Raw genomic sequence first — 20563 nt, 5'->3', positions numbered from 1 at the left:
GAGGGGTGGCCTCCGCTTCGGCGGGGGCCACCCCTTTTCGCGTACCGGAACTCGATCCGAATCTCGTTTTGAACGCATTCGAAGCCCTGTTACCCTCAGCCCACTTGGGTCTCTGGGGAGGGGTTCGATTTGATGCACACGGGGTGGGGCAAGCGGCGCAGCAGCGCCCTCTCACTGGCCGCGGCGACCGCGGTACTGATCTCTCTGACGCCGGCCGTCGCCGGCGTTTCGTACGCGGCCGAGACGGCCGACGCGCCGGCCGAGCTGGTGATCCCGGCGGAGGAGGCAGTGGCCGCGGACGCCGCGGTCGTCCGGACCGGCGCCACCGGCTTCCTCCAGGGTGACGGCAAGGACGGCCTCTACCGCTGGTTCTCGTACGCCGACGGCAGCGACAGGACGTTCAACGCCCAGGGCGCCACGAACGTCTTCACCAACGGCACCGACGACACCGTCGCCCGCCGGTACCGGTCGACGAACAAGGTCGTGCTCCAGGACGCCGCCGGCGGCGCCGAGGAGACCGTCCAGCTCGCCGCGGGCCAGACGGTCCTCGGCCTGGTCGGCCGCACGGTCATCACCGCGGGCGAGAGCATCGGCGGCGGCCTGCACGCGGTCTCGCTCGTCAGCGGCACCGTGCAGGACGTGCCGGTCGGCGGCCTTCAGGACCGCGCCTTCGACTTCGTGTTCCTGGGCGCCAACTCCCACGGCTTCCAGGTGCAGTACAACGTCAACAGCGACGAGGAAGAGGCCCGCGCGTGGGTCGACCTGTCCGGCGCCACGCCGAAGCTGGTCCCCCTCGACCACGCCAAGTCCTCGGTCGTCGACGGCGACACCCTGCTCCGCGTCACGGACGCCGGCAAGCTTCAGGTCTGGGACCTCAAGGGCGACTTCACCACGCCCGCCCGCGAGACCGACTGGACCGGCTCCGACGCCCCGGTCCGCGTCCAGGGCGACCAGGTCCTGAGCCTCACCTCGGGTACCGAGCGGAAGCTGCTCTCCCGCGCCTTCGCGGGCGGCGACCAGAAGACGGTGCTCGACGGCGTCGTCGGGGACCCGTACCTGCTGGGCGGCGACCTGCTCGCCGTCGTCAAGGGCTATGACGTCGAGCACGTCGTCTACCGCCTGCGGGCGGGCGCCGACGACGCGTTCGCGGCCGCCAAGGTCGCCGTCGTCCCGGGCAACCGCACCATGACGCACCGGATCGCCGCCGCTCAGGGCGTCCTGCGCACCCTCGACCAGGTCCCGTCGGGCGAGTACCGGCTGCGCTCGATCGAGATGAAGGCCGGCGGGCCGCTCGTCGCGGGCGACCGGGTCGACCACGGCACGGACGACAAGCTCGACACCTCCTGGGAGGTGCCCACCGGCGACGGCCGCGTCGTCCGTCAGACCGGCACCTCGCTGTCCGTCCTCGCCGACGGCGCCTCGCTGCCCGGCACCGCCCTGTCGGCCGGTTCCGTCGGGGGCGACCTGGAGGCGTCCGGCCACTACGCCTCGTACCGCCTGACGACCGGTGAGCGCCGGGTCTTCGACCTGGACACCCTGAAGTCCGTCTTCACCCGGAACCTCGGCACCGGCCCGACCGCGATCAACGGCCCCACGCTGTGGGCCGCGACCGGCACCGCCGGCGCCGTCGCCGCGATCGACGTCCGCACCGGTGCCACGGTCCGTACGGTCACCGTCGCCGACTGCGTCCTGAAGGACGTCCAGTCCGTCGGCGCCGACCTCTACTGGAAGTGCGACACGAAGTCCGGTGTCCTCAACACCGCGACCCAGGTCAACACGGCTCTGCCCGCGCACGGCGCGGCGCGTCTCGGCGACGGCTTCGTCTCGTACACCAAGGGCGACGTGCTGGCCCTGACGCCGCTGCGCGGCGGCGGCGCGGCCCGCGACCTCGGCACCCTGCCGGACGCCATGCCGGAGACCGGCTGGAGCGTGGACCGCTTCGGCGGCAACACCGTGTTCGTCGACAACCAGTCGCGCACCCACGTCGTCCCGAGCGGCGTGCCCACCTCGCCGGTGTCCGTCGTCGACTCCGTCGTGCCCTCCGACATCATCAACCTCGACGGCGGCTCCGCCTGGACCGGCTCGTGGTGGCTGTCCAAGCCGGTCGCGTCCTGGACGCTGACGGTCAAGGACAGGACCGGTGCCGTGGTGCGCACCAAGACCGGGCTGCAGACCCGCGGACTGGTCGAGACCGCGTGGGACGCCAAGAACGGGAACGGCGCCGTGGTCCCCGACGGCGGTTACAGCTGGGAGCTGACCGCCCCGTCCGTCGACGGCTCCGGCGCCGCGCTGCGCACCACCGGCACGGTGTACGTGACGCACGACGGCATCTCCACCTTCCGTCCCGTGGCCCCGGCCCGGATCCTCAACACCATCGCCGGTGTCGGCGCGCCCAAGGCCAAGGTCGGCCAGGGCGGCACGGTGAACCTCCAGGTCACCGGGCGCGGCGGAGTCGCCGCGACCGGCGTGTCGGCGGTCGTCCTGAACGTGACGGTCACCAACCCGACCAGCAGCACCTGGGTCGCGGTCTACCCGTACGGGACGGCCCGTCCGCTGGTCTCCAACCTGAACGTGCCGAAGGGCCGCAGCGTCCCGAACCAGGTGACCGTGCCGGTCAGCCGGGACGGCAAGGTCACGCTGTACAACGCGTGGGGCTCGGCCGATCTGCTCGTGGACGTGTCCGGCTACTACACGCTCGACGGCGCCGGTGACCGCTTCAAGGCGGTGACCCCCGCCCGAATCCTCAACACCCTGGCGGGTGTCGGCGCGCCGAAGGCCAAGCTGGGCGCGGGCAAGACCGTCAACCTCCAGATCGCCGGCCGTGGCGGGGTCCCGTCGACCGGTGTGACCGCGGTCGTCATGAACGTGACCGCGACCAGGCCGACGTCCTCGACCTACGTGTCCGTCTACCCGTATGGGACGACCCGGCCCGCGACCTCGAACCTGAACATGGTCGCCAACCAGGCGGTGGCCGGCCTGGTGACGGTTCCGGTGAAGAACGGCAAGGTGACGCTGTACAACCACAGCGGCTCCGTCGACCTGCTCGGCGACGTGGCCGGCTACTTCACCAACGTGGCCGGCCAGGGAGACCGCTTCATGCCGCTGTGGCCGGTCCGGCTCCTCGACAGCCGTGACTACGGCACCGACGGGAAGATCCCCGGCGACTACTACGGCACCCTGCCCGTGGCCGGCTACGGCGGTGTCCCGGCGTCCGGCGCGACCGCCCTGGTCCTCAACGTCGCGGGCACGAACGCCACGTCCCCGACGTACCTGACGGTCCACCCGGATCTGTCGGCCCTGACGTCCCGTCCGACGATGTCGAACCTGAACCCCGTGCCGGGTGCGACGGTGGCGAACCAGGTCGTGGTCAAGATGTCGAGCAAGGGCTCGATCGACATCTACAACCGCGCGGGTCTGATCGACGTGATCGTGGACGCGTTCGGCTACTACACGAAGTAACAGAACAGAGAGCAGTGGGGCGGCACATCGTTTCGACGGAGTGCCGCCCTTCGGCGTGTCCGAGGCGTGGTCGGAGTGCCCCTCACAGCGCGGCCAGGAAGTCCCCGACCGCCTTCTCGAAGCCCCGCGGGTCCTTCAGCTGCACGAAGTGGTCGGTGTCGAGCTCGACCAGGGTGGTGCGGGGGCGGGTGGTCGTCATCTCTTGGGCGTGGGCGGCGCTGAGGACCTGGCTGGCGGTGCCGTGGACGACGAGGGCGGGGCAGGGGGAGGCGATCCAGGCGGGGCGGTGGTCGCCGTGGACGAGGGTCTCGGAGTCGACGGTGTCCTGGGGGTGGAACGGGAGCCGCCAGCCTTCCGGGTGGGGGCGCAGGGCCGGGGCGATCATCGGGCCGACGGGGCCGCAGGCGGCGGTGAGTTCCTCGCGGGTGGGCGCGGTGTAGGGGAAGCCGAGGACGAAGGCGAGCGGGCTGGTGCCGGTCTCCGGGAGATGGGCCGCGGTGTCGACGGAGACGAGGCCGATGAACCGCTCGGGCTGTGCGGCGGCCAGGTGGTACGCGTTGATCGCGCCGAGCGAGTGGCCGACGAGGGCGACCCGGTCCAGGCCCAGGTGGTCGAGGAGGGCCAGCGCGTCGGAGACGTAGCCCTCACGGCGGTAGTCGCCGGCGCGATCGGAGTCGCCGTGGCCGCGCTGGTCGAGGGCGACGACCCGCCACTCGGGACCGAGGGCCTCGGCGAGGTGCGCGAAGGAGGCGCCCTCGGAGAGGTGGCCGTGCAGGGCGAGCAGGGGGCGGCCGGTGCTGTCGGGGGTGAAGTCCAGGTAGGAGAGCGTGCGGCCGTCGGCGGTGGTGAGTTCCTTGCGCATGTCGGGCTCCTTGGGTTGTCGGCCGGTTCGCCTGTCGGCTTGCCAGCTTTCCGCTTCTCGGCGGCGATGGCCTGACTGTACGCAGGGTTTGGGCAAGCGCGCAAGACAAATGTATAGATCGCTTGCCCAAAGTCCGGGCCCCGGTGCATCCCGCCGTACCATCCCCGCATGGGAAACCGCGAGAAACTGCTGGCCGGAGCCAGGCGCTGCCTGGAGGAGAAGGGGTATCTGCGCACCACCGTCCGCGACATCGCCACCGCCTCCGGCGTCTCCATGGCCGCAATCGGCTACCACTTCGGCTCCCGTGAGGCCCTGCTCAACCAGGCGCTCTTCGCGGCCATGGAGGAGTGGGGCGAGGAGTTCGGCGGGGCGGGCGGCGGCTTCGAGGAGCTGTGGGCCGGCAAGATCCGCTCGTTCGGGGAGCAGCGCTGGCTCTGGCTCGCGAGCGTCGAGGCGTTCGTGCACGCGCAGAGCTCGCCCGAGTTGCTCGCGCTGCTCGCGGCCGGTCAGCGCGAGGGGCGCCGCGGGACGGCCGCGCAGCTCAGGGGCGTACCGGAGGAGGAGGTCGCCGAGGAGGACGTGCGGACGCTCGGCTCGGTCCACATGGCGCTGCTCAGCGGGGTGATGATCCAGTGGCTGACTGATCCTCAGGCGGCGCCGGACGCACGGGAGCTGGCGATCGGGCTGCGGGCGCTGGCGGAGCGGATCGACCCGGAGTCGATTGATGCGGAGCGGATCGGTCCGGAGCGGATCGGTCCGGATACTCGCCGGTAGGAAGTCGTTGCACGACTCTGGCAGGGGCACGTCAAGCGCTGTCATAGTGCGGGCCATGGACCGACGACGCTTTCTCGCGGGCGCCGGCGCGGCCGGTGCCGCCCTGTTCCTGGGCGCCCCTTCCGCGCGCGCGGCAGCCGTTCAGGACTGGATGGCCGCCCACGGCGACCCCACCCCGCTCCAGAGGCTCACGATCCCCGGTACCCACGACTCCGGCGCCCGCTACGGCGGGCTGTGGACCGAGTGCCAGAACACCACCATCGCCCAGCAGCTCGACAGCGGCATCCGCTTCCTCGACGTACGGTGCCGGGTGACCGGCGGCTCGTTCGCCATCCACCACGGGGCGTACTACCAGAACCTGATGTTCGGCGACGTCCTCGGCGCCTGCTGGGACTTCCTCGCCGCGCACCCCACCGAGACCGTCCTCATGCGGGTCAAGCAGGAGTACTCGACCGAGTCCGACGCCACCTTCCGCGCGATCTTCGACGACTACCTCGACAACCGCGGCTGGCGCCCGCTCTTCCGCATCGGCTCCGGCGTCCCGACCCTCGGCGAGTCCCGCGGCCGGGTCGTCCTGCTCGCCGACAACGCCGGGCTGCCGGGGCTGCGCTGGGCCGACAGCGCCTACTTCGACGTCCAGGACGACTACCAGGCCGAGCCCTTCGCCAAGTGGCCCAAGGTCCAGGCCCAGTTCCGCAAGGCCGCCGCCCAACCGGGCCCGTTCTACGTCAACTTCGTCTCCACCGCCGCCGGCCTCCCGCCGCGCTGGAACGCCGACCGCCTCAACCCCCAGGTCCACACCCTCCTCGACAGCGCCGAGGCGACCGCCTGGCGGGGCCTCGGCATCGTCCCGCTCGACTTCCCCAACACCAACGCGGGGCTCGTGGAGGCGCTCGTCCGGCACAACTGACGGCCTGGTCAGGCAGCCGCCTCCGGCGGCGGTGTCGGTGCGCCCGGGAGCGTGACCGTCGCCACCGTGCCGCCGCCCTCCGCCGGGGTCAGCGCCACCGTGCCGCCCGCCTGGCCGACCGTGCGGGCGACGATCGACAGGCCGAGGCCCGAGCCCGGCAGGCTGCGGGCCGACGGGGAGCGCCAGAAGCGGTCGAAGACGTGCGGGAGCTCGTCGGCCGCGATGCCCGGGCCGTGGTCGCGCACGGTCAGCTCGCCGCGCATCAGCCGCACCTCGACCGTCCCGCGCTCCGGCGAGAACTTCACCGCGTTGTCCAGGACGTTGACCAGCGCCCGCTCCAGCGCGGCCGGCTCCGCCCGTACGTACCAGGGCGCGAGGTCCGTCTCGAAGGTCAGCTCGGGGCCGCGCAGCCGGGCCCGGTCGAGGGCCGAGCGGAGGATGGTGTGCAGCGCCACGACCTCCAGCGGGCCGGGCGCGGCGGCCTCGGGACGGGCGAGTTCCTGGAGGTCGCCGATCAGCGACGCCAGCTCCGTCATCTGGGCCTTCACCGAGGCCATCAGGGCCCGCCGGTCGTCCGGCGGCAGTGCCCGGCCCGTCTGCTCGCTCCGCGCGAGCAGCTCGATGTTGGTGCGCAGCGAGGTCAGCGGCGTGCGCAGCTCGTGGCCGGCGTCGGCGATCAGCCGGGCCTGCCGGTCCCGGGAGGTGGCGAGCGCCGCCGTCATCGCGTTGAAGGACCGGGACAGCCGGGCGATCTCGTCCTCGCCCTCCACCGGGATCCGCACGGTCAGGTCCTCGGTCGCCGCCACGTGCTCGACCGCGCCCGTCAGCCGGTCCACCGGCGCGAGCCCGGTCCGCGCCACCCACAGGCCGGCCGCGCCCGCGCCGACGACCCCGATGCCGGAGACGACGAGCAGCACCCAGGCCAGCGTGTTCATCGAGTTGTCGACCTCGGACAGCGGCCGGGCCAACGACACCGCCATGCCGATGCGGCCCGGCTGGTCGTACGTGTAGACCCGCATCTCGCGGCCGTCGTCGTCCTTCGTCGTGTGCAGCGTGTCCGTGAGCAGCCCCTGCGCCACGGCCACGTCCACGTCCTGCGCCGGGATCGGGGCCTTGCCCGAGGTGCAGACGGTGCCGTCGGCCAGGACGATCTGCACGGTGTACGGGGGCAGGGGCGGCACCCGGGTGTCGGTGCGGCAGCCGCCGAGCACCAGGTTCAGATACGTGTTGTCGACCTTGCTGCCGCGCAGGGACGAGTCCAGCTCGCTCTCCAGCTGCGCCCGGGTCACGAACCAGCAGGCCAGCGAGACCGCGGCCACCGCGACCGCCACCGCGAGCGCGGTCAGCAGCGCGAGCCGGGAGCGCAGCGGCCGGGACCGGAACCAGGCGACCGGGTGGGGCACGGTCACTCCGAGCCCCCGCCGGTCCCGCTCTCGCCGCCGGCCCCGCCGGCCCCGCCGACTCCACCGGTCCCGCCGTCGCCGCCGGTCCCGCCGGCCCCGCCTCGGAGTACGTAGCCGACGCCGCGCACCGTGTGGACGAGGCGCGGCTCGCCGCCCGCCTCCGTCTTGCGCCGCAGGTACATCACGTACACGTCCAGGGAGTTCGAGCTGGGCTCGAAGTCGAAGCCCCACACCGCCTTGAGGATCTGCTCGCGGGTGAGCACCTGCCGCGGGTGCGCCAGGAACATCTCCAGGAGCGTGAACTCGGTACGGGTCAGCTCCACCCGGCGCCCGCCCCGCGTCACCTCCCGGGTGGCCAGGTCCATCCGCAGGTCCTCGAACGACATCACGTCGCCGGCCGCGGCGTCGTCCGCCGGCTGCCGCTGCTGCGCCGCGTACGAGCTGCGCCGCAGCAGTGCCCGGATCCGCGCGAACAGCTCGTCGAGCTCGAACGGCTTCACGAGGTAGTCGTCCGCGCCCGCGTCGAGGCCGGTGACCCGGTCGCCGACGGTGTCGCGGGCGGTCAGCATCAGGATCGGCACGGTCGACCCGGACGCGCGGATCCGGCGGGCGGCGGTGAGGCCGTCCATGCGCGGCATCTGCACGTCGAGGACGACGAGATCGGGGTCGTACGACTCCAGCTTGGCGAGCGCGTCGAGCCCGTCGACGGCGTCCTGCGTCCCGTACCCCTCGAAGGCGAGGGACCGGCGCAGGGCCTCGCGGACGGCGGGCTCGTCGTCGACGATGAGGATGCGCTCGTCATCATGCTGCTGGCCACTCATGCCACTCATGGGGTCAGCGTCCCACGTGTTCAGTTCGAGCGTGTTCAGTTCGAGCCGCCCGCGCGCAGCTGGTCCAGGTCGGCCTTGAGGGTGTTCACCGGGATCGCGAATCCGAGCCCGACGCTCCCCGCCGAGCTGCTCGAACCGGCCGAGGAACTGGGCGAATACATGGCCGAATTGATTCCGATGATCTCGCCGTTCATATTGATCAGCGCGCCGCCGGAATTCCCGGGATTGAGGGAGGCGTCGGTCTGGATCGCCTTGTAGGTGGTCTTCGACGAGCCCGTGTCGCCGTTGAACTGCTGCCCGCCGAACTCGAACGGCCAGCCCTGCCGGGGGTCGTACTGCTGCCCCTGGCCGCCGCCGTCCTGGCCGCCGCCGTCCTCCTTCGCGACGGTCACGTCGCGGTTCAGCGCGGAGACGATGCCGCTGGTGACGGTGCCGGTCAGGCCCTCGGGCGAGCCGATGGCCACGACCTGGTCGCCGACCTGGATCCTGGACGAGTCGCCGAGGGCGGCGGCCTTGAGGCCGGAGGCGCCCTCCAGCTTGATCAGTGCGAGGTCTTTGTCGGGGTCGGTGCCGACGACCCTGGCGTCGTACGTCTTGCCGTCGCTGAGCTGCACGCTGATCGAGGAGGCGCCGGCGATGACGTGGTTGTTGGTGATGATCTCGCCGTCGGAGGTGATGATCACGCCGGAGCCGGTGGACTTGCCCGCGCCGGAGCTCGCCGAGATTTCCACGATGGAGGGCGAGACGGCCTGCGCGACGCCGGCGACCGTGCCCTTGCTGCCCGCCGACACGTTCGTCCCGCTCACACTGCTCGCCGCGGAGGCGGTCGGGGTGCCGTCGGACATCCAGCGCTCGACGAGCGTCGCCGTGCCGCCGCCGACGGCGGCCGCGGCGATGGCCACGGCCGTGAGCAGACCGACGCCGCGCTTGGCGCGGCGGCGGCGCGGTGCGGGGGCCGGGGCCGGGGTGGGGGTCGGGGGAGCGGTGGGCGGCAGATGCCCGCCCGCGGGCCAGACGGTGGTGCCGGGCTCCGGCTGGAACGGCTGGGCCGGGTCGTACGGGGGCGGCGGCGGGTAGTACGGCTGCTGCTGCGGCTGGGGCTCCTGGTTGTCCGTCATGGCTACGACTCTCGGAGCCGTACATGAGAACCGTCTGAGGACGGGGTGAGAAGCCCGACAGAAGCCTGTATGCCCGAAATAAAGACCCAGGTGGCGTACGGACGCGTCAGTGCGCGCAGCCGCAGGACCGGCGCACGATCAGCGCCGACGGGAACTGCTTCACCCGCTCGCGGCGCGAGCCCGCCACCCGCAGCGAGTCGTCGAGGACCAGGTCCACCGCCGCGCGCGCCATCGCCGGGCGGTCCGAGTAGACCGTGGTCAGCGGCGGATCGGCGAGCGCCGCCTCCTTGACGTCGTCGAAGCCCGCCACAGCGAGCTCCGTCGGCACGTCGATGCGCAGCTCGCGGGCGGCCCGCAGCACGCCGAGGGCCTGGTCGTCCGTCGAGCAGAAGATGGCCGGCGGCCGGTCCGGGCCGGACAGGACCTCCAGCGCGACCTTGTAGGCGTCGTAGCGGTTGTACGGGGCCTGGAAGAGCCGGCCCTCGACCGAGCGGCCCGCCTCCAGCATGGCCCGCCGCCAGCCTTCCTCGTGGTCGGCGACCGGGTCGCCGACGGCCGGGGTGTTGGGGATGCCGCCCATGCAGGCCACGTACTCGTGGCCGTGCTCCAGGAGGTGCCGGGTGGCGAGCTGGGCGCCGCCGATGTCGTCCGTGACGACGGCGACGTCGTCGATCGCCTCGGGCCGCTCGTGCAGCAGCACCACGCGCGCGTCCCAGGCCTCGATCTCGCTCGCGGCCTGCTCGCTCATGCCCTGGCTGACCAGGATCAGCCCGGAGACCCGCATGCCGAGGAAGGCGCGCAGGTAGTGGATCTCGCGCTCGGTGCGGTAGTCGGAGTTGCCGACCAGGACCATCTTTCCGCGCTCGGCGGCGGCCTGCTCGACCGCGTGCGCCATCTCCGCGAAGAAGGGCTGGCGGGCGTCCGGGACGACCATGCCTATGAGGTCGGTGCGGCGGGACGCCATGGCCTGGGCCACCCGGTCGGGCCGGTAGCCCAGTTCCTTGATCGCTGCGAGGACACGCTCGCGCGTGGCCGGGGCGACCGGCCGGGGTCCGTTGTTGATCACGTAACTCACGACCGCGGTGGAAGTACCCGCCAGTCGCGCCACGTCATCCCGCGTCACCTTGGCCACGCGCGGAAGTCTACGCGGGGTGACCTAGCTACCGGCAGGTCGCGCTGTGGCATACGCCACGTTAACGGTCCTCCGCCGGAGTGAGCTCCCGCGCGCCGTCCTTGACGCGCGCCTCCGCCTTCGCCCCCGAGCCGGACCCGGAATCGGATCCCGAGCCGGACCCGGCACCGGATCCCGAGCCGGGCCCGGAGCCCGGCCTCGCGCCCGACCCCGAACGGCCGTCGGCCCGGCCGTCGGCCCTGTCCGTCCTGTCCGCCCGGTCCGTCCGGTCCGGCTTCTCGGGCGTCACGAAGCGGTAGCCGACGTTCCGTACGGTGCCGATCAGCGACTCGTGCTCGACGCCGAGCTTCGCCCGCAGCCGCCGTACGTGCACATCGACCGTTCGGGTGCCGCCGAAGTAGTCGTAGCCCCAGACCTCCTGGAGCAGCTGGGCCCGGGTGAAGACCCGGCCCGGGTGCTGGGCGAGGTACTTGAGCAGCTCGAACTCCTTGAAGGTCAGGTCCAGGACCCGGCCCTTCAGCTTGGCGCTGTAGGTGGCCTCGTCCACCGACAGGTCGCCGTTGCGGATCTCCATCGGGGAGTCGTCGACGGTGATCTGCTGCCGGCCCATGGCCAGCCGCAGCCGCGCCTCGACCTCGGCCGGCCCGGCGGTGTCGAGCAGCACGTCGTCGATGCCCCAGTCGGCGGTGACGGCCGCGAGCCCGCCCTCCGTCACGACCAGGATGAGCGGACAGCCGGGGCCCGTGGAGCGCAGCAGCTGGCAGAGCGAGCGGATCTGCGGCAGATCGCGCCGCCCGTCCACGAGAATCACGTCGGCGCCCGGGGTGTCCACCAGGGCCGGGCCCTCGGCGGGGGCCACGCGCACGTTGTGCAGCAGCAGACCGAGCGCGGGCAGCACCTCGGCCGACGGCTGGAGGGCGTTGGTCAGGAGCAGCAGGGAACTCATCGCGCCCCTCCTGCCTGAATCGTCGGATCGTCCATGACGTCGGTTCCTCCTCGGCCCTCGCGACCCGAGAGCTTTTGTTCACCTGTCCGTAACAACGGTCGGAAAACACAAAAGGACCCGGGGGCTGCGGTGCCCGGATCCTCTGCCAGCACAATAGCCGACATGAGTTCCGAGGCAGAGGGGCAATTTCACATGGTGGATGTTTCTCAGATCACTTCCGGCCCTCTGGAGGACACCCGCCACGCCGACCTGCCCACCGGTCCGCGCGCGGATCCCGGCGGTACGCGGATCCGTACGGACCTTCGTACGTATCTTCGTACCGATCTCCGTACCGATGACGGTGTCCGGATCGAGGCGGTTTACGAACCCTCCACCGCAAGTGTCACCGATACGGCCGTCGTCGTGGCGCACGGGTTCACCGGCTCGGTCGACCGCCCCGCGCTCCGCCGCGCCGTCGCCGCCTTCCGCGGCCACGCCGCCGTCGTCTCCTTCTCCTTCCGCGGCCACGGCGGCTCCGGCGGCCGCTCCACCGTCGGCGACCGCGAGGTCCTCGACCTGTCCGCCGCCGTCCGCTGGGCGCGCGAGCTCGGCCACCGGCGCGTGGTGACGGTCGGCTTCTCGATGGGCGGCTCGGTGGTGCTGCGGCACGCGGCGATCGCGAAGGAGGCGGACGCCCGCACGGACGCGGTGGCCGCCGTGTCCGCTCCCGCCCGTTGGTACTACCGGGGCACGCCCCCGATGCGCCGCGTCCACTGGGTGGTCACCCGGCCGCTCGGCCGGGTCGTCGGGCGCTACGGGCTCGGGACCAGGATCGACACCAGGGACTGGGACCCGGTGCCGCTCTCGCCGGTCGAGGCGGTGCCGCTGATCGCGCCGACGCCGCTGCTGATCGTGCACGGCGACCGCGACCCGTACTTCCCCGTCGACCACCCCCGGATGCTGGCCGCCGCGGCCGAGCGGGCCGGCGCCCCGGCCGAGCTGTGGCTGGAGCGGGGCATGGGCCACGCCGAGAACGCGGCCGGCGACGAGCTGCTGGGGCGCCTCGGGACCTGGCTCGCCCGGCCATAGCCCATCATGGGGGGCGGCGCGCACACGAACGAAGGGAGCGCCGTCATGGCAGCGGGAACCATCCGCTACTGGGCCGCGGCGAAGGCCGCCGCCGGAGTCGCCGAGGAGCCGTACGCGGCCGACACCCTCGCGGAGGCGCTCGACGCCGCCCGCGAGCGGCACCCCGGCGAGCTGGCCCGGGTCCTCCTGCGTTGCTCGTTCCTGATCGACGGCGATCCCGTCGGGACCCGCGCGCATGAGACGGTACGGCTGGCCGAGGGCGGCACGGTCGAGGTGCTCCCCCCGTTCGCAGGAGGGTGAACCGACAGCATGAGCAGTGATCAGCAGTACCCGTACGACCCCCGGGCCGGGTCCCAGACCGGTCAGTCCTATGACCCCGAGGTCACTCAGACGTGGCAGGGCCAGACCTGGGACACGCAGTACCAGCCGACGGTGCAGCCGCAGGCCCCGGCGTCGTACGACAGCGAGAACGACAACGCGTATCCGCCGCCGCAGGGCCAGTACGACTACGCGCCGCAGCCGGTGACCGGCGGCCACCCGCTGCCGCCCGAGGCCCCGGCCGCCTACGAGGCCCCCGCCGCGGCCCGGCAGGCGTACGAGGTCTCTGCTCCGGCCCCGCAGGCGTACGAGGTTCCTGCCGCGGCCCCGCAGGCGTACGAGGCCCCCGCCGCGGCCCGGCAGGCGTACGAGGTCTCTGCTCCGGCCCCGCAGGCGTACGAGGTTCCTGCCGCGGCCCCGCAGGCGTCGTACGAGCCCCAGGCCCCGCAGGCGTACGAGGTCCCCGTCGCGGCCCCGCAGGCGTCGTACGAGTCCCAGGCCCCGCAGGCGTACGACGTCTCTGCCCCGGCCCCGCAGGCGTCGTACGAGACCCCGGCTCCCGCTGCCCCGGCTTCCGTCGCCGCGCCCGCCGCCCCGGCTTCCGTTCTCGCGTCCGCCGCCGAGTACTCCGTCCCCACCACGTCCGGCACCGCCCGGGTCACCGATGCCCAGCGCGCCCGCGCCGAGGGCCGGTCGCCGATCATCGAGCCCGGGATGCAGCCGGCCGCGCTGACGGCGGTGCTCGGCGTGCTGCTCGCGGGCGGCGCGGCGTTCGGCTCGTACGCGCTGCTCGTCCCGCTGCTCCTGCTGCAGGCGCTCACCGCCGCCGGCTGGTTCCGGCTCAACGGCATGTGGCCGGCCCGGCAGGGCATCGCGCTCGCGTTCCTCGGCGGTGTCGTCGCGGACGCGGCGCTGCTCGCGGTCGGCCGGGAGCACGCGCCGGGCGCGATCATCGGGACGCTCGGCGTGTGGGTCCTGCTGACGCTGGTGCTGCAGCTGCGCAGCCACGCCGATCCGGACGAGCGGATGTACGGCCTGATGGCGACGGTCGTGTCGTCGGCGCTCGCGATCCTGGCCGCCGGGCACCTCGGCGCCGACCCGGACGCCGTGGTTGTTGGTGCCGTGGCCGTGGCCGCCGCGGTCCTCGCCCGGGCGGTGCCGCTGCCCGGCCCCGTGTCGGTCGTCGTGGCCCTGCTCGCCGCGGCGGGCGGCGGCATCGCGGCCGGCGGCTTCACCGGCCTGGGCACCGGCGGGGCGCTGCTCGGCCTGGGCGCGGGGGTGTGCGCGCTGGTCGGCCTGCGGGTGGCGAGCTACGACTACCCGTCGCGGTTCGTGCACATGACGGCGGGCGTGGCGCTGCCGCTGACGGCCGCGGTGCCGGCCGTGTACCTGCTGGGACGGGTGCTCGCGTAGGCCCGCGAAACGCCCCCGGGGAACCGACCGGCCCTCCGACACGTCGATCTTCGTGTCGGAGGGCCGGGTCTTTGCCGGCCTTTTTGCTGCTGACGAGGAGGATGTGGGCGATGCGAGCGCTGCGGACGGTGCTGATCCTTGCCGTGGTGCTCGGCGGAATCCTCGTCGGCGTGGACCGGCTGGCCGCCGCCTACGCGGAGTCGGAGGCGGCCGACGGGGTGCGGCTCGGCAGCGTGCGGGCCGAGTCCACGGACGTCGACATCAAGGGCTTCCCGTTCCTCACCCAGGTGGCGGACAAGCGGTTCGGCGAGGTCGACGTGGCGCTGACCGGCGTCCGTACCACCGCCGGTGGCCACCCGGTGCGCATCGGCAAGCTGACCGCCGCGCTGCACGACGTCACCCTGAACGACGACTACGCGATCGAGCGGGCCCGCACCGCGAGCGGCACGGCCCTGACCTCGTACCCGGACCTGGCCGCCGCCTCCGGCGAGGACGCGAAGGTCGCGTACGGGGGCACCGGCAAGCTGAAGGTGACGGGTGGGGTGCGGTTCCTGGGGCAGATCCTCACCCGCACGGTGACGTCCACGGTGACCCTGGTGGGCGGCGACACCATCCGGGTGCGGGCCGACGAGGTGCCTGGCGAGGGCATCCCCGGCCTGGAGAAGCTGGTGCGGGCGCGCACGGACTTCGACTGGCGGGTCGAGGGGCTGCCGACGGGCATGCGGCTGACGAAGGTGGAGCCGCGCGAGGACGGCCTCGCGGTGACGGTGTCGGGCGAGAACGTGGTCCTGACGGCGTCCTGACTGCGTCTGACTGCGCTGAGGGCGTCTGCAGGCGTCTGCAGGCGTCTGAAGGCGTCCTGACGCCGGCAGGGCGCCAGGAGGACGCCGGCCGCCTGCCGTCAGGATCGTCGGCGAGGGCCTTCTGATCACATTCTGAGACAGTCGCGTCCGATCCGTAGAAACCATGGCCAAGCCCGCTGTCGGCGGGCCCTCCGGGGTGTTCCGCACCCTTTTCGCATCCCGAATGCCGGACGATCGCGTCTCAAAATACGACACGCCGGTGACACGGCCGCCTGTCCGTCCCTACGATCGTCGACATGAAGCGACAGGCGGAACTCACGAAGCGGCGGGCAGTAGACCTGTGCCGCATCGCCGCCATGCTCTGTCGCTCTGTCTGAGCGGGGCGCACCTCGCCCCGTATTTCCTCAGGCCCTCCGACGTGATGTCGGGGCCACCCCTGCGCAGCCGTACGCCGTCGTCCGCACGCAGCCGAAAACGCCGCATGCGCACCGACGCGTACCCGCACCGCACCACCCCGCACGACACCGCCGCACACTGCCCCGGAGGAGAAACAGCATGGCTCGCAGCGACGTCCTGGTCGACGCCGACTGGGTCGAGGCCAACCTCGACAACCCGCAGGTCGCCCTGGTCGAGGTCGACGAGGACACCTCGGCGTACGACAAGAACCACATCAAGAACGCGATCCGGATCGACTGGACGAAGGACCTCCAGGACCCGGTCCGCCGCGACTTCATCGACCAGGAGGGCTTCGAGAAGCTCCTCTCGGCCAAGGGCATCGCCAACGACACCACCGTCGTCCTGTACGGCGGCAACAACAACTGGTTCGCGTCGTACGCCTACTGGTACTTCAAGCTGTACGGCCACCAGGACGTCAAGCTGCTCGACGGCGGCCGCAAGAAGTGGGAGCTCGACTCCCGCGACCTGGTCGACGGCTCCGAGGTCCCGAACCGCCCGGCCACGCAGTACAAGGCCAAGGCCCAGGACACCTCGATCCGCGCCTTCCGCGACGACGTCGTGGCCGCGATCGGCAACCAGAACCTCGTCGACGTGCGCTCGCCCGACGAGTTCTCCGGCAAGCTGCTCGCCCCGGCGCACCTCCCGCAGGAGCAGTCGCAGCGTCCGGGCCACGTCCCGTCCGCCCGCAACATCCCCTGGTCGAAGAACGCCAACGACGACGGCACCTTCAAGTCGGACGAGGAGCTGAAGGCCCTCTACGCCGACGAGCAGGTCGACCTGGCGAAGGACTCCATCGCCTACTGCCGCATCGGCGAGCGCTCCGCGCTCACCTGGTTCGTCCTGCACGAGCTGCTCGGTGTCGAGAACGTCAAGAACTACGACGGCTCGTGGACCGAGTACGGCTCCCTCGTGGGCGTGCCGATCGAGCTCGGCGCCAACAAGTAAGACCTTCTCCCCTCTTCGACCGTAAGGATTCCTGACATGTGCGGAGCGCAGCCCGGCGGCCCCGACGCCTCGACGATCAAGCCCGGTGAGACCACGATCCAGGGCTACGTGACCAAGGACGGCCAGCCCGTCACCGGTTACGTCCGTCTCCTCGACTCCACCGGCGAGTTCACGGCCGAGGTCCCCACCTCCGCCACCGGCCAGTTCCGCTTCTACGCGGCCGAGGGCACCTGGACCGTCCGCGCCCTGGTCCCGGGCGGCACCGCCGACCGTCAGGTCGTGGCCCAGAAGGGTGGCCTCGCCGAGGTCGCCATCGCGGTCTGATCGCGAGGTGATCGCGGTGTGACACCACCGCACCACTGAACGGCCGAGGGGCCGTGCCTCCTGGGGGGTTGGACGCTTTCCGGGACCTGAGGCACGGCCCTTCGGTCTGCCCGGGCGGCACCCGCGCGGAGACTGTCGGCGGTCGCGTTCCGGTCGTACTCTGAAGGTGTGTACGCACGGCGACGACGCGTCTACTTCTGGATGATGGGCGTCTGCCTGGTGCTTTTCGTGGGCGCCTGGGCCGTCGTGCGCCTCTTCTCGGTCCCCGCCGCCATCGCCATGTGCGTGGTCGCCATGCTCATCCCGCCGTTCGCGGCGATGGTCGCGAACCGGCGCGGGCCGGACGACCGCTGGTGGGACGATCCCAGCGGTGACAGGCAGTCCGACGACTGGTGGGACGAGCTGGACGGCAAGAAGCGCGACCGGGACGCGTGACGGGGGACGCGTAACGGGGACTGCCGGGGTTGGGGGACTGCCGGGACTGCCGGGGCTACGGGACCACCGGACTAGTAGACGAGGGCCTGGGTCTCGTCCGCCATGGCCTCCTGGACGAAGACCTGCGCGCCCGCGATGCGGACGCCCTTGAGGACGTCGTCCTCGGTGATCTCGCGGCGGGCGGCGCACTGGGTGCACAGAGTGACGCGGCCGGCCGCGAGGACCGAGTCGAGCAGGTCCGGCAGCGGTGCGGCGTGCGGGAGCTCGAACTCGGCCGCGCGGCCCGGCAGGGCGAACCACGAGGACTCGCCGGTCAGCCAGAGCGAGACCTCGACGCCACTGGCGACGGCGACGGCGGCCACCGTGAAGGCCTGGGAGCAGCGTTCCGGGGCGTCGGCACCGGCGGTCACCTTGATCACGAGCTTCTTCGCCATATACCGAACTGTAATGCGGTCCGAGGCAACCTCATGCATCACTCACGGGTCAGTTGGGTGCGCGGTGATACGGAATCCGCGCTTCTAGTCTCGTGGGGGGACTGCTTTGGAAGCATCAGAAGCGGTGGGATCCGCTCAAATCACCCCGGCGCCCGAGCCCGAGCCGGCGCCGATACCCGCGCCCGCGCCGGTTCCTCAGCCGACTGTTGCTACTGATCAGCCTTCGGCTTCCGCTCTGGCGCCGGTTCCGGCTCCGCGCCGCCGGGCCGGCCGCGCCGTCGCGCTGATCGCCGTCGCCGCCGTGCTCGGCATCGTCGGCGGTACGGCGGTGGGCTACGGCATCCAGGCCGAGCGGGAGCCCACTCCGCTCCCGGCCCTCAACCAGAAGGGCCTGGCCTACCCGGCGAAGCCGCTCCCGACGGGCAAGGAGCCGGAGCCGCTGTCGGCGGCGGAGGACCGCGGCCTGAAGACCGACGGGGACCTGCGCAAGCTGCTGCTGCCGAAGCCGGCGGGGGCCAGGAAGGCCGACTTCGTTCCCGAGGACGGCTGGCTGAGCCTCGCCTCGTACGCCTCGGACTTCGACGGGCCGTCCGGCGAGTTCCAGTACCTGCTGGACGGCGGCATCCGCCGGGTCGCCAGCGAGGGCTGGCGCACGGGCGAGTACAGGTTCACCCAGATCAACCTGGTCCAGTTCCGGTCCGGCAGCACTCTGGGCGCCGCCGAGCACGCGGAGGACCAGCGCGGGTTCATGGAGCACGACGCCGGTTACGGCCAGCCGGTCAAGGGCAGTGCCGATGGGCGCACCTACCTGCTCCCGGTGCAGCGCAAGTCGGGCTACCTCGACATCTACGAGGCCCGGGCGTACGTCCACCGTGGCGACGTCGCGATCGAGATCTTCGTGACGGACACCAAGAAGATCAGCCAGAAGGAGATCTCCTCCCTGGCCGAGCGGCAGCTGGAGCGCCTGTGAGCGAGGAAACCAACCCGAACGCCGCCGCCGACGCCGGCCTCGACGAGGGCGCCGCCATGGACGTACCCGCCCCCGCCCCCGCCCCCGTACGCGCGCAGCGCAGGCCCCGCCGCCTGTTCCCGTACGTCCTCGGCGGCGTACTCGTGCTCGGCCTCGCCGCCGGCGGGACCTACACCGGCGTCACCGTGGCGGGAGCCGAGCGCCACGCGCCCACGATCGGCTGGGAGGAACCGGCCCCGGACGCGGCGAGCGACGCGGAGAGCAAGGACCCGGCCGCCGACGCGCTCGTCCACGGCAAGTCCTCGACGCCGCTGAGCAAGCTGCTGCTGCCGGTCCCCGAGGGGTACGTGCTCGGTCCGGACGTCGACCGCTACGGCAACGACGGCGAACTCTCCGCGCGCGACGCGATCGCCCTGGTCGAGCAGCAGGGCAAGGGCCTCTCCGGAAAGAAGCGCCGCGACTTCGACAAGCGGATCGAGAAGCTCGGCATCCAGGGCATCGCCGTGCGCTCCTACGCCTCCGAGGACGACGACCTCGTGGTCGAGGTGCAGGTCGTGCACCTGAAGGACAAGCGGTTCGGCGCCGATCTGCGCAGGCTGCAGGCCGAGATCGCCGACCTGCTCGGGTTCCCCAAGGGCCCGAAGATCGCGGACCACAAGAACGCGTCCTGCTTCGCGATGCCGAAGCCGAAGAAGACCAAGGGCGACGAGGGCCTGGACGGCATGGTCTGCTCCGCGAACGAGTCGGGGTACTACGTCTCGGTCAACGCCTCGGGCAGCCGGCCCTTCGACAAGTCCGCTGTCGCCGAGCTGGTGAAGAAGCAGCTCGACCACATCAAGTCCCCGGGGGAGTACGTATGAGCGAGACCGTGAGCGAGACGGAGCCGCAGGCCGCTCCCGAGCTGAGGACCACCCCGGAGGCCGCCGAGGCGCCAGCGGCCCCTGAGGCGGCAGCGGCCCCCGAGGCGCCAGCGGCCCCCGAGGCGCCAGCGGCCCCGGAGACCCCGGAGGCCGCAGCATCCTCCGAAGCTCCCGAAGCTCCCGAAGCTCCCGAAGCTCCCGAAGCTCCCGAAGCTCCCGAAGCTCCCGAAGCTCCCGAAGCTCCCGAAGCCCCCGAAGCCCCCAAAGCCTCCGAAGCCCCCGCTTCGGCCCCCGCTTCGGCCCCCGCTCCGACCCCTGCCCCGGCCCCCGACCCGGCGAAGCCCCGCGGGCGCGTGCTGCGCGCCGTCGCGCTCTGGACCGCCGCGCTCGTCGTCTGCGGCGGCCTCGGCGTCGGGACCGCCGCCGGGATCACGGCCATGGACCGCACCGACGTGCCCGGGCTCGCGACCGCGAACGACGGCCGGTGGGCGTACCCGAAGCTGAGCCTCCCCGCGCTGCCGGAGGGCGCCCCGCGCCCCTTCACAGACGGCAACGAAGGCGAGATCCACTACGCCGACCTGCGCGCGCTCGTGCTGCCGGCGCCGGCCGGGGCGACCGTGGACCCGAAGCGGGCCGGCGGCTGGGTGAGCGTCGACGACTATCTGTCCCTCTACCCGAAGGACAGGCGCGGCGCCCTGAAGCAGGCCATCGACGACTCCGCCCTCCGCCACGTCGCCGCCCGCGCCTGGACCATGCCGGACGGCACGAAGAGCGCCGTCTACCTGCTGCGGTTCAAGTCGGTCGGCTTCTCGGAGGCGTTCAAGGACGACGCGCTGAACGGCGGCTCACGGGACACCGTGCCGCTGGACGGCACGGGGACCGTCGAGAGCGACTCGCTCGGCAGCGACATGCGCGCCGGCGACACGGCGGTGTACACGGTCGCCGAGACCAAGCCGTACGGCGCCGAGCAGACCCGCTGGTCCTACATCCAGGCCGGCGACACGCTCGCCCTGATCGTCCAGTCCCGCAGGGGCGGGGCGGCGGCCGTCCCGTTCCAGCAGACGGTGACCCTGCAGGACCAGCTGCTCAGCTGATCGCCGTAC

At 72.2% G+C, this 20563-nt stretch carries 19 protein-coding genes and 1 pseudogene; 13 read left to right on the top strand and 7 right to left on the bottom strand.

All coding sequences use genetic code 11. From position 1 onward, the window contains the following. The first annotated feature begins 132 nt into the window (after positions 1–132). Entirely contained in the window at positions 133–3459 is a 3327-nt protein-coding gene (locus ACIRSU_RS32725; RefSeq protein ID WP_403799987.1) for a FlgD immunoglobulin-like domain containing protein, read from the top strand. An 82-nt stretch (positions 3460–3541) separates the two neighbouring features. Here ACIRSU_RS32725 and ACIRSU_RS32720 read toward each other — a convergent pair whose 3' ends face one another. After that, positions 3542–4321, bottom strand: coding sequence for an alpha/beta fold hydrolase (locus ACIRSU_RS32720; protein WP_403799984.1), 780 nt, complete (start codon positions 4319–4321; stop codon positions 3542–3544). A 168-nt stretch (positions 4322–4489) separates the two neighbouring features. On the opposite strand from ACIRSU_RS32720, the gene ACIRSU_RS32715 reads away from it, so the two are divergent. Both ACIRSU_RS32715 and ACIRSU_RS32710 read left to right on the top strand, forming a co-directional pair. After that, positions 4490–5095, top strand: coding sequence for a TetR/AcrR family transcriptional regulator (locus ACIRSU_RS32715; RefSeq protein ID WP_403799981.1), 606 nt, complete (start codon positions 4490–4492; stop codon positions 5093–5095). A 55-nt stretch (positions 5096–5150) separates the two neighbouring features. Next, positions 5151–6005 (top strand): phosphatidylinositol-specific phospholipase C, encoded by an 855-nt coding sequence (locus tag ACIRSU_RS32710; protein WP_403799978.1) that lies wholly within the window; start codon positions 5151–5153, stop codon positions 6003–6005. An 8-nt stretch (positions 6006–6013) separates the two neighbouring features. Here the strand turns inward: ACIRSU_RS32710 and ACIRSU_RS32705 are convergent, their stop codons facing one another. The 5 genes and pseudogenes from ACIRSU_RS32705 to ACIRSU_RS32685 all read right to left on the bottom strand — a co-directional run bounded on the left by ACIRSU_RS32705 (position 6014) and on the right by ACIRSU_RS32685 (position 11434). Further along, a complete protein-coding gene (locus tag ACIRSU_RS32705; protein ID WP_403799976.1) occupies positions 6014–7414 on the bottom strand; it encodes a sensor histidine kinase in 1401 nt (466 codons plus the stop codon). Between the two features lie 80 nt (positions 7415–7494). Continuing rightward, positions 7495–8229 (bottom strand): annotated as a pseudogene (locus tag ACIRSU_RS32700) (response regulator transcription factor); the annotation flags it as partial. A 44-nt stretch (positions 8230–8273) separates the two neighbouring features. Next, positions 8274–9356 (bottom strand): S1C family serine protease, encoded by a 1083-nt coding sequence (locus ACIRSU_RS32695; protein ID WP_403799973.1) that lies wholly within the window; start codon positions 9354–9356, stop codon positions 8274–8276. A 106-nt stretch (positions 9357–9462) separates the two neighbouring features. After that, a complete protein-coding gene (locus ACIRSU_RS32690) occupies positions 9463–10488 on the bottom strand; it encodes a LacI family DNA-binding transcriptional regulator (protein WP_403799970.1) in 1026 nt (341 codons plus the stop codon). A 61-nt stretch (positions 10489–10549) separates the two neighbouring features. Continuing rightward, positions 10550–11434, bottom strand: coding sequence for a response regulator transcription factor (locus ACIRSU_RS32685; RefSeq protein WP_403799967.1), 885 nt, complete (start codon positions 11432–11434; stop codon positions 10550–10552). Positions 11435–11626: 192 nt separating this feature from the next. Between ACIRSU_RS32685 and ACIRSU_RS32680 the strand changes: the two genes are divergently transcribed. The 7 genes from ACIRSU_RS32680 to ACIRSU_RS32650 all read left to right on the top strand — a co-directional run bounded on the left by ACIRSU_RS32680 (position 11627) and on the right by ACIRSU_RS32650 (position 17196). Further along, positions 11627–12502: an alpha/beta hydrolase gene (locus ACIRSU_RS32680; protein ID WP_403799964.1), complete on the top strand. Its 876-nt coding sequence runs from the start codon at positions 11627–11629 to the stop codon at positions 12500–12502. Positions 12503–12547: 45 nt separating this feature from the next. Further along, positions 12548–12802 carry a MoaD/ThiS family protein gene (locus ACIRSU_RS32675; protein ID WP_403799962.1) on the top strand — a complete coding sequence of 85 codons (255 nt, stop codon included), beginning with the start codon at positions 12548–12550 and terminating at the stop codon, positions 12800–12802. 9 nt (positions 12803–12811) lie between these two features. Beyond that, on the top strand, positions 12812–14233 hold the full coding sequence (locus tag ACIRSU_RS32670) for a hypothetical protein (RefSeq protein WP_403799959.1): 1422 nt from the start codon (positions 12812–12814) through the stop codon (positions 14231–14233). 110 nt (positions 14234–14343) lie between these two features. Then, positions 14344–15036 (top strand): DUF2993 domain-containing protein, encoded by a 693-nt coding sequence (locus tag ACIRSU_RS32665; protein ID WP_403799956.1) that lies wholly within the window; start codon positions 14344–14346, stop codon positions 15034–15036. A 555-nt stretch (positions 15037–15591) separates the two neighbouring features. Then, positions 15592–16437: a sulfurtransferase gene (locus ACIRSU_RS32660; protein ID WP_403799953.1), complete on the top strand. Its 846-nt coding sequence runs from the start codon at positions 15592–15594 to the stop codon at positions 16435–16437. Between the two features lie 36 nt (positions 16438–16473). After that, the gene (locus ACIRSU_RS32655; RefSeq protein WP_403799950.1) at positions 16474–16761 is read left to right on the top strand and encodes a DUF1416 domain-containing protein; all 288 of its coding nucleotides are present in this window, start codon (positions 16474–16476) and stop codon (positions 16759–16761) included. Between the two features lie 132 nt (positions 16762–16893). Further along, a complete protein-coding gene (locus tag ACIRSU_RS32650) occupies positions 16894–17196 on the top strand; it encodes a DUF3099 domain-containing protein (RefSeq protein WP_403800108.1) in 303 nt (100 codons plus the stop codon). A 71-nt stretch (positions 17197–17267) separates the two neighbouring features. Here the strand turns inward: ACIRSU_RS32650 and ACIRSU_RS32645 are convergent, their stop codons facing one another. Further along, on the bottom strand, positions 17268–17630 hold the full coding sequence (locus ACIRSU_RS32645; protein WP_403799948.1) for a DsrE family protein: 363 nt from the start codon (positions 17628–17630) through the stop codon (positions 17268–17270). A gap of 124 nt (positions 17631–17754) precedes the next feature. On the opposite strand from ACIRSU_RS32645, the gene ACIRSU_RS32640 reads away from it, so the two are divergent. From ACIRSU_RS32640 to ACIRSU_RS32630, 3 genes are all read left to right on the top strand, one after another. Continuing rightward, positions 17755–18600, top strand: a complete 846-nt coding sequence (locus ACIRSU_RS32640; RefSeq protein WP_403799946.1) for a hypothetical protein — start codon at positions 17755–17757, stop codon at positions 18598–18600. Continuing rightward, positions 18597–19460: a hypothetical protein gene (locus ACIRSU_RS32635; RefSeq protein ID WP_403799943.1), complete on the top strand. Its 864-nt coding sequence runs from the start codon at positions 18597–18599 to the stop codon at positions 19458–19460. The genes ACIRSU_RS32640 and ACIRSU_RS32635 overlap by 4 nt, the downstream gene beginning before the upstream one ends. A 353-nt stretch (positions 19461–19813) precedes the next feature. Beyond that, the gene (locus tag ACIRSU_RS32630; protein ID WP_403799940.1) at positions 19814–20554 is read left to right on the top strand and encodes a hypothetical protein; all 741 of its coding nucleotides are present in this window, start codon (positions 19814–19816) and stop codon (positions 20552–20554) included. Positions 20555–20563 lie beyond the last annotated feature (9 nt).

The organism is Streptomyces sp. NPDC101160, from assembly GCF_044768205.1.
Taxonomy (GTDB): Bacteria; Actinomycetota; Actinomycetes; order Streptomycetales; family Streptomycetaceae; genus Streptomyces.
The sequence above is the reverse complement of the archived record's forward strand: the minus strand, read 5'-3'. Positions and strand labels throughout refer to the sequence as shown.

What these genes read in the sequence shown, in the direction of transcription:
- ACIRSU_RS32680 (WP_403799964.1), top strand. Translation starts at nt 11,627, where the DNA reads ATGGTGGATGTTTCTCAGATCACTTCCGGCCCTCTGGAGGACACCCGC.
- ACIRSU_RS32710 (WP_403799978.1), top strand. Translation starts at nt 5,151, where the DNA reads ATGGACCGACGACGCTTTCTCGCGGGCGCCGGCGCGGCCGGTGCCGCC.
- ACIRSU_RS32670 (WP_403799959.1), top strand. Translation starts at nt 12,812, where the DNA reads ATGAGCAGTGATCAGCAGTACCCGTACGACCCCCGGGCCGGGTCCCAG.
- ACIRSU_RS32715 (WP_403799981.1), top strand. Translation starts at nt 4,490, where the DNA reads ATGGGAAACCGCGAGAAACTGCTGGCCGGAGCCAGGCGCTGCCTGGAG.
- ACIRSU_RS32675 (WP_403799962.1), top strand. Translation starts at nt 12,548, where the DNA reads ATGGCAGCGGGAACCATCCGCTACTGGGCCGCGGCGAAGGCCGCCGCC.
- ACIRSU_RS32660 (WP_403799953.1), top strand. Translation starts at nt 15,592, where the DNA reads ATGGCTCGCAGCGACGTCCTGGTCGACGCCGACTGGGTCGAGGCCAAC.
- ACIRSU_RS32685 (WP_403799967.1), bottom strand. Translation starts at nt 11,434, where the DNA reads ATGAGTTCCCTGCTGCTCCTGACCAACGCCCTCCAGCCGTCGGCCGAG.
- ACIRSU_RS32645 (WP_403799948.1), bottom strand. Translation starts at nt 17,630, where the DNA reads ATGGCGAAGAAGCTCGTGATCAAGGTGACCGCCGGTGCCGACGCCCCG.
- ACIRSU_RS32725 (WP_403799987.1), top strand. Translation starts at nt 133, where the DNA reads ATGCACACGGGGTGGGGCAAGCGGCGCAGCAGCGCCCTCTCACTGGCC.
- ACIRSU_RS32720 (WP_403799984.1), bottom strand. Translation starts at nt 4,321, where the DNA reads ATGCGCAAGGAACTCACCACCGCCGACGGCCGCACGCTCTCCTACCTG.
- ACIRSU_RS32665 (WP_403799956.1), top strand. Translation starts at nt 14,344, where the DNA reads ATGCGAGCGCTGCGGACGGTGCTGATCCTTGCCGTGGTGCTCGGCGGA.
- ACIRSU_RS32695 (WP_403799973.1), bottom strand. Translation starts at nt 9,356, where the DNA reads ATGACGGACAACCAGGAGCCCCAGCCGCAGCAGCAGCCGTACTACCCG.
- ACIRSU_RS32655 (WP_403799950.1), top strand. Translation starts at nt 16,474, where the DNA reads ATGTGCGGAGCGCAGCCCGGCGGCCCCGACGCCTCGACGATCAAGCCC.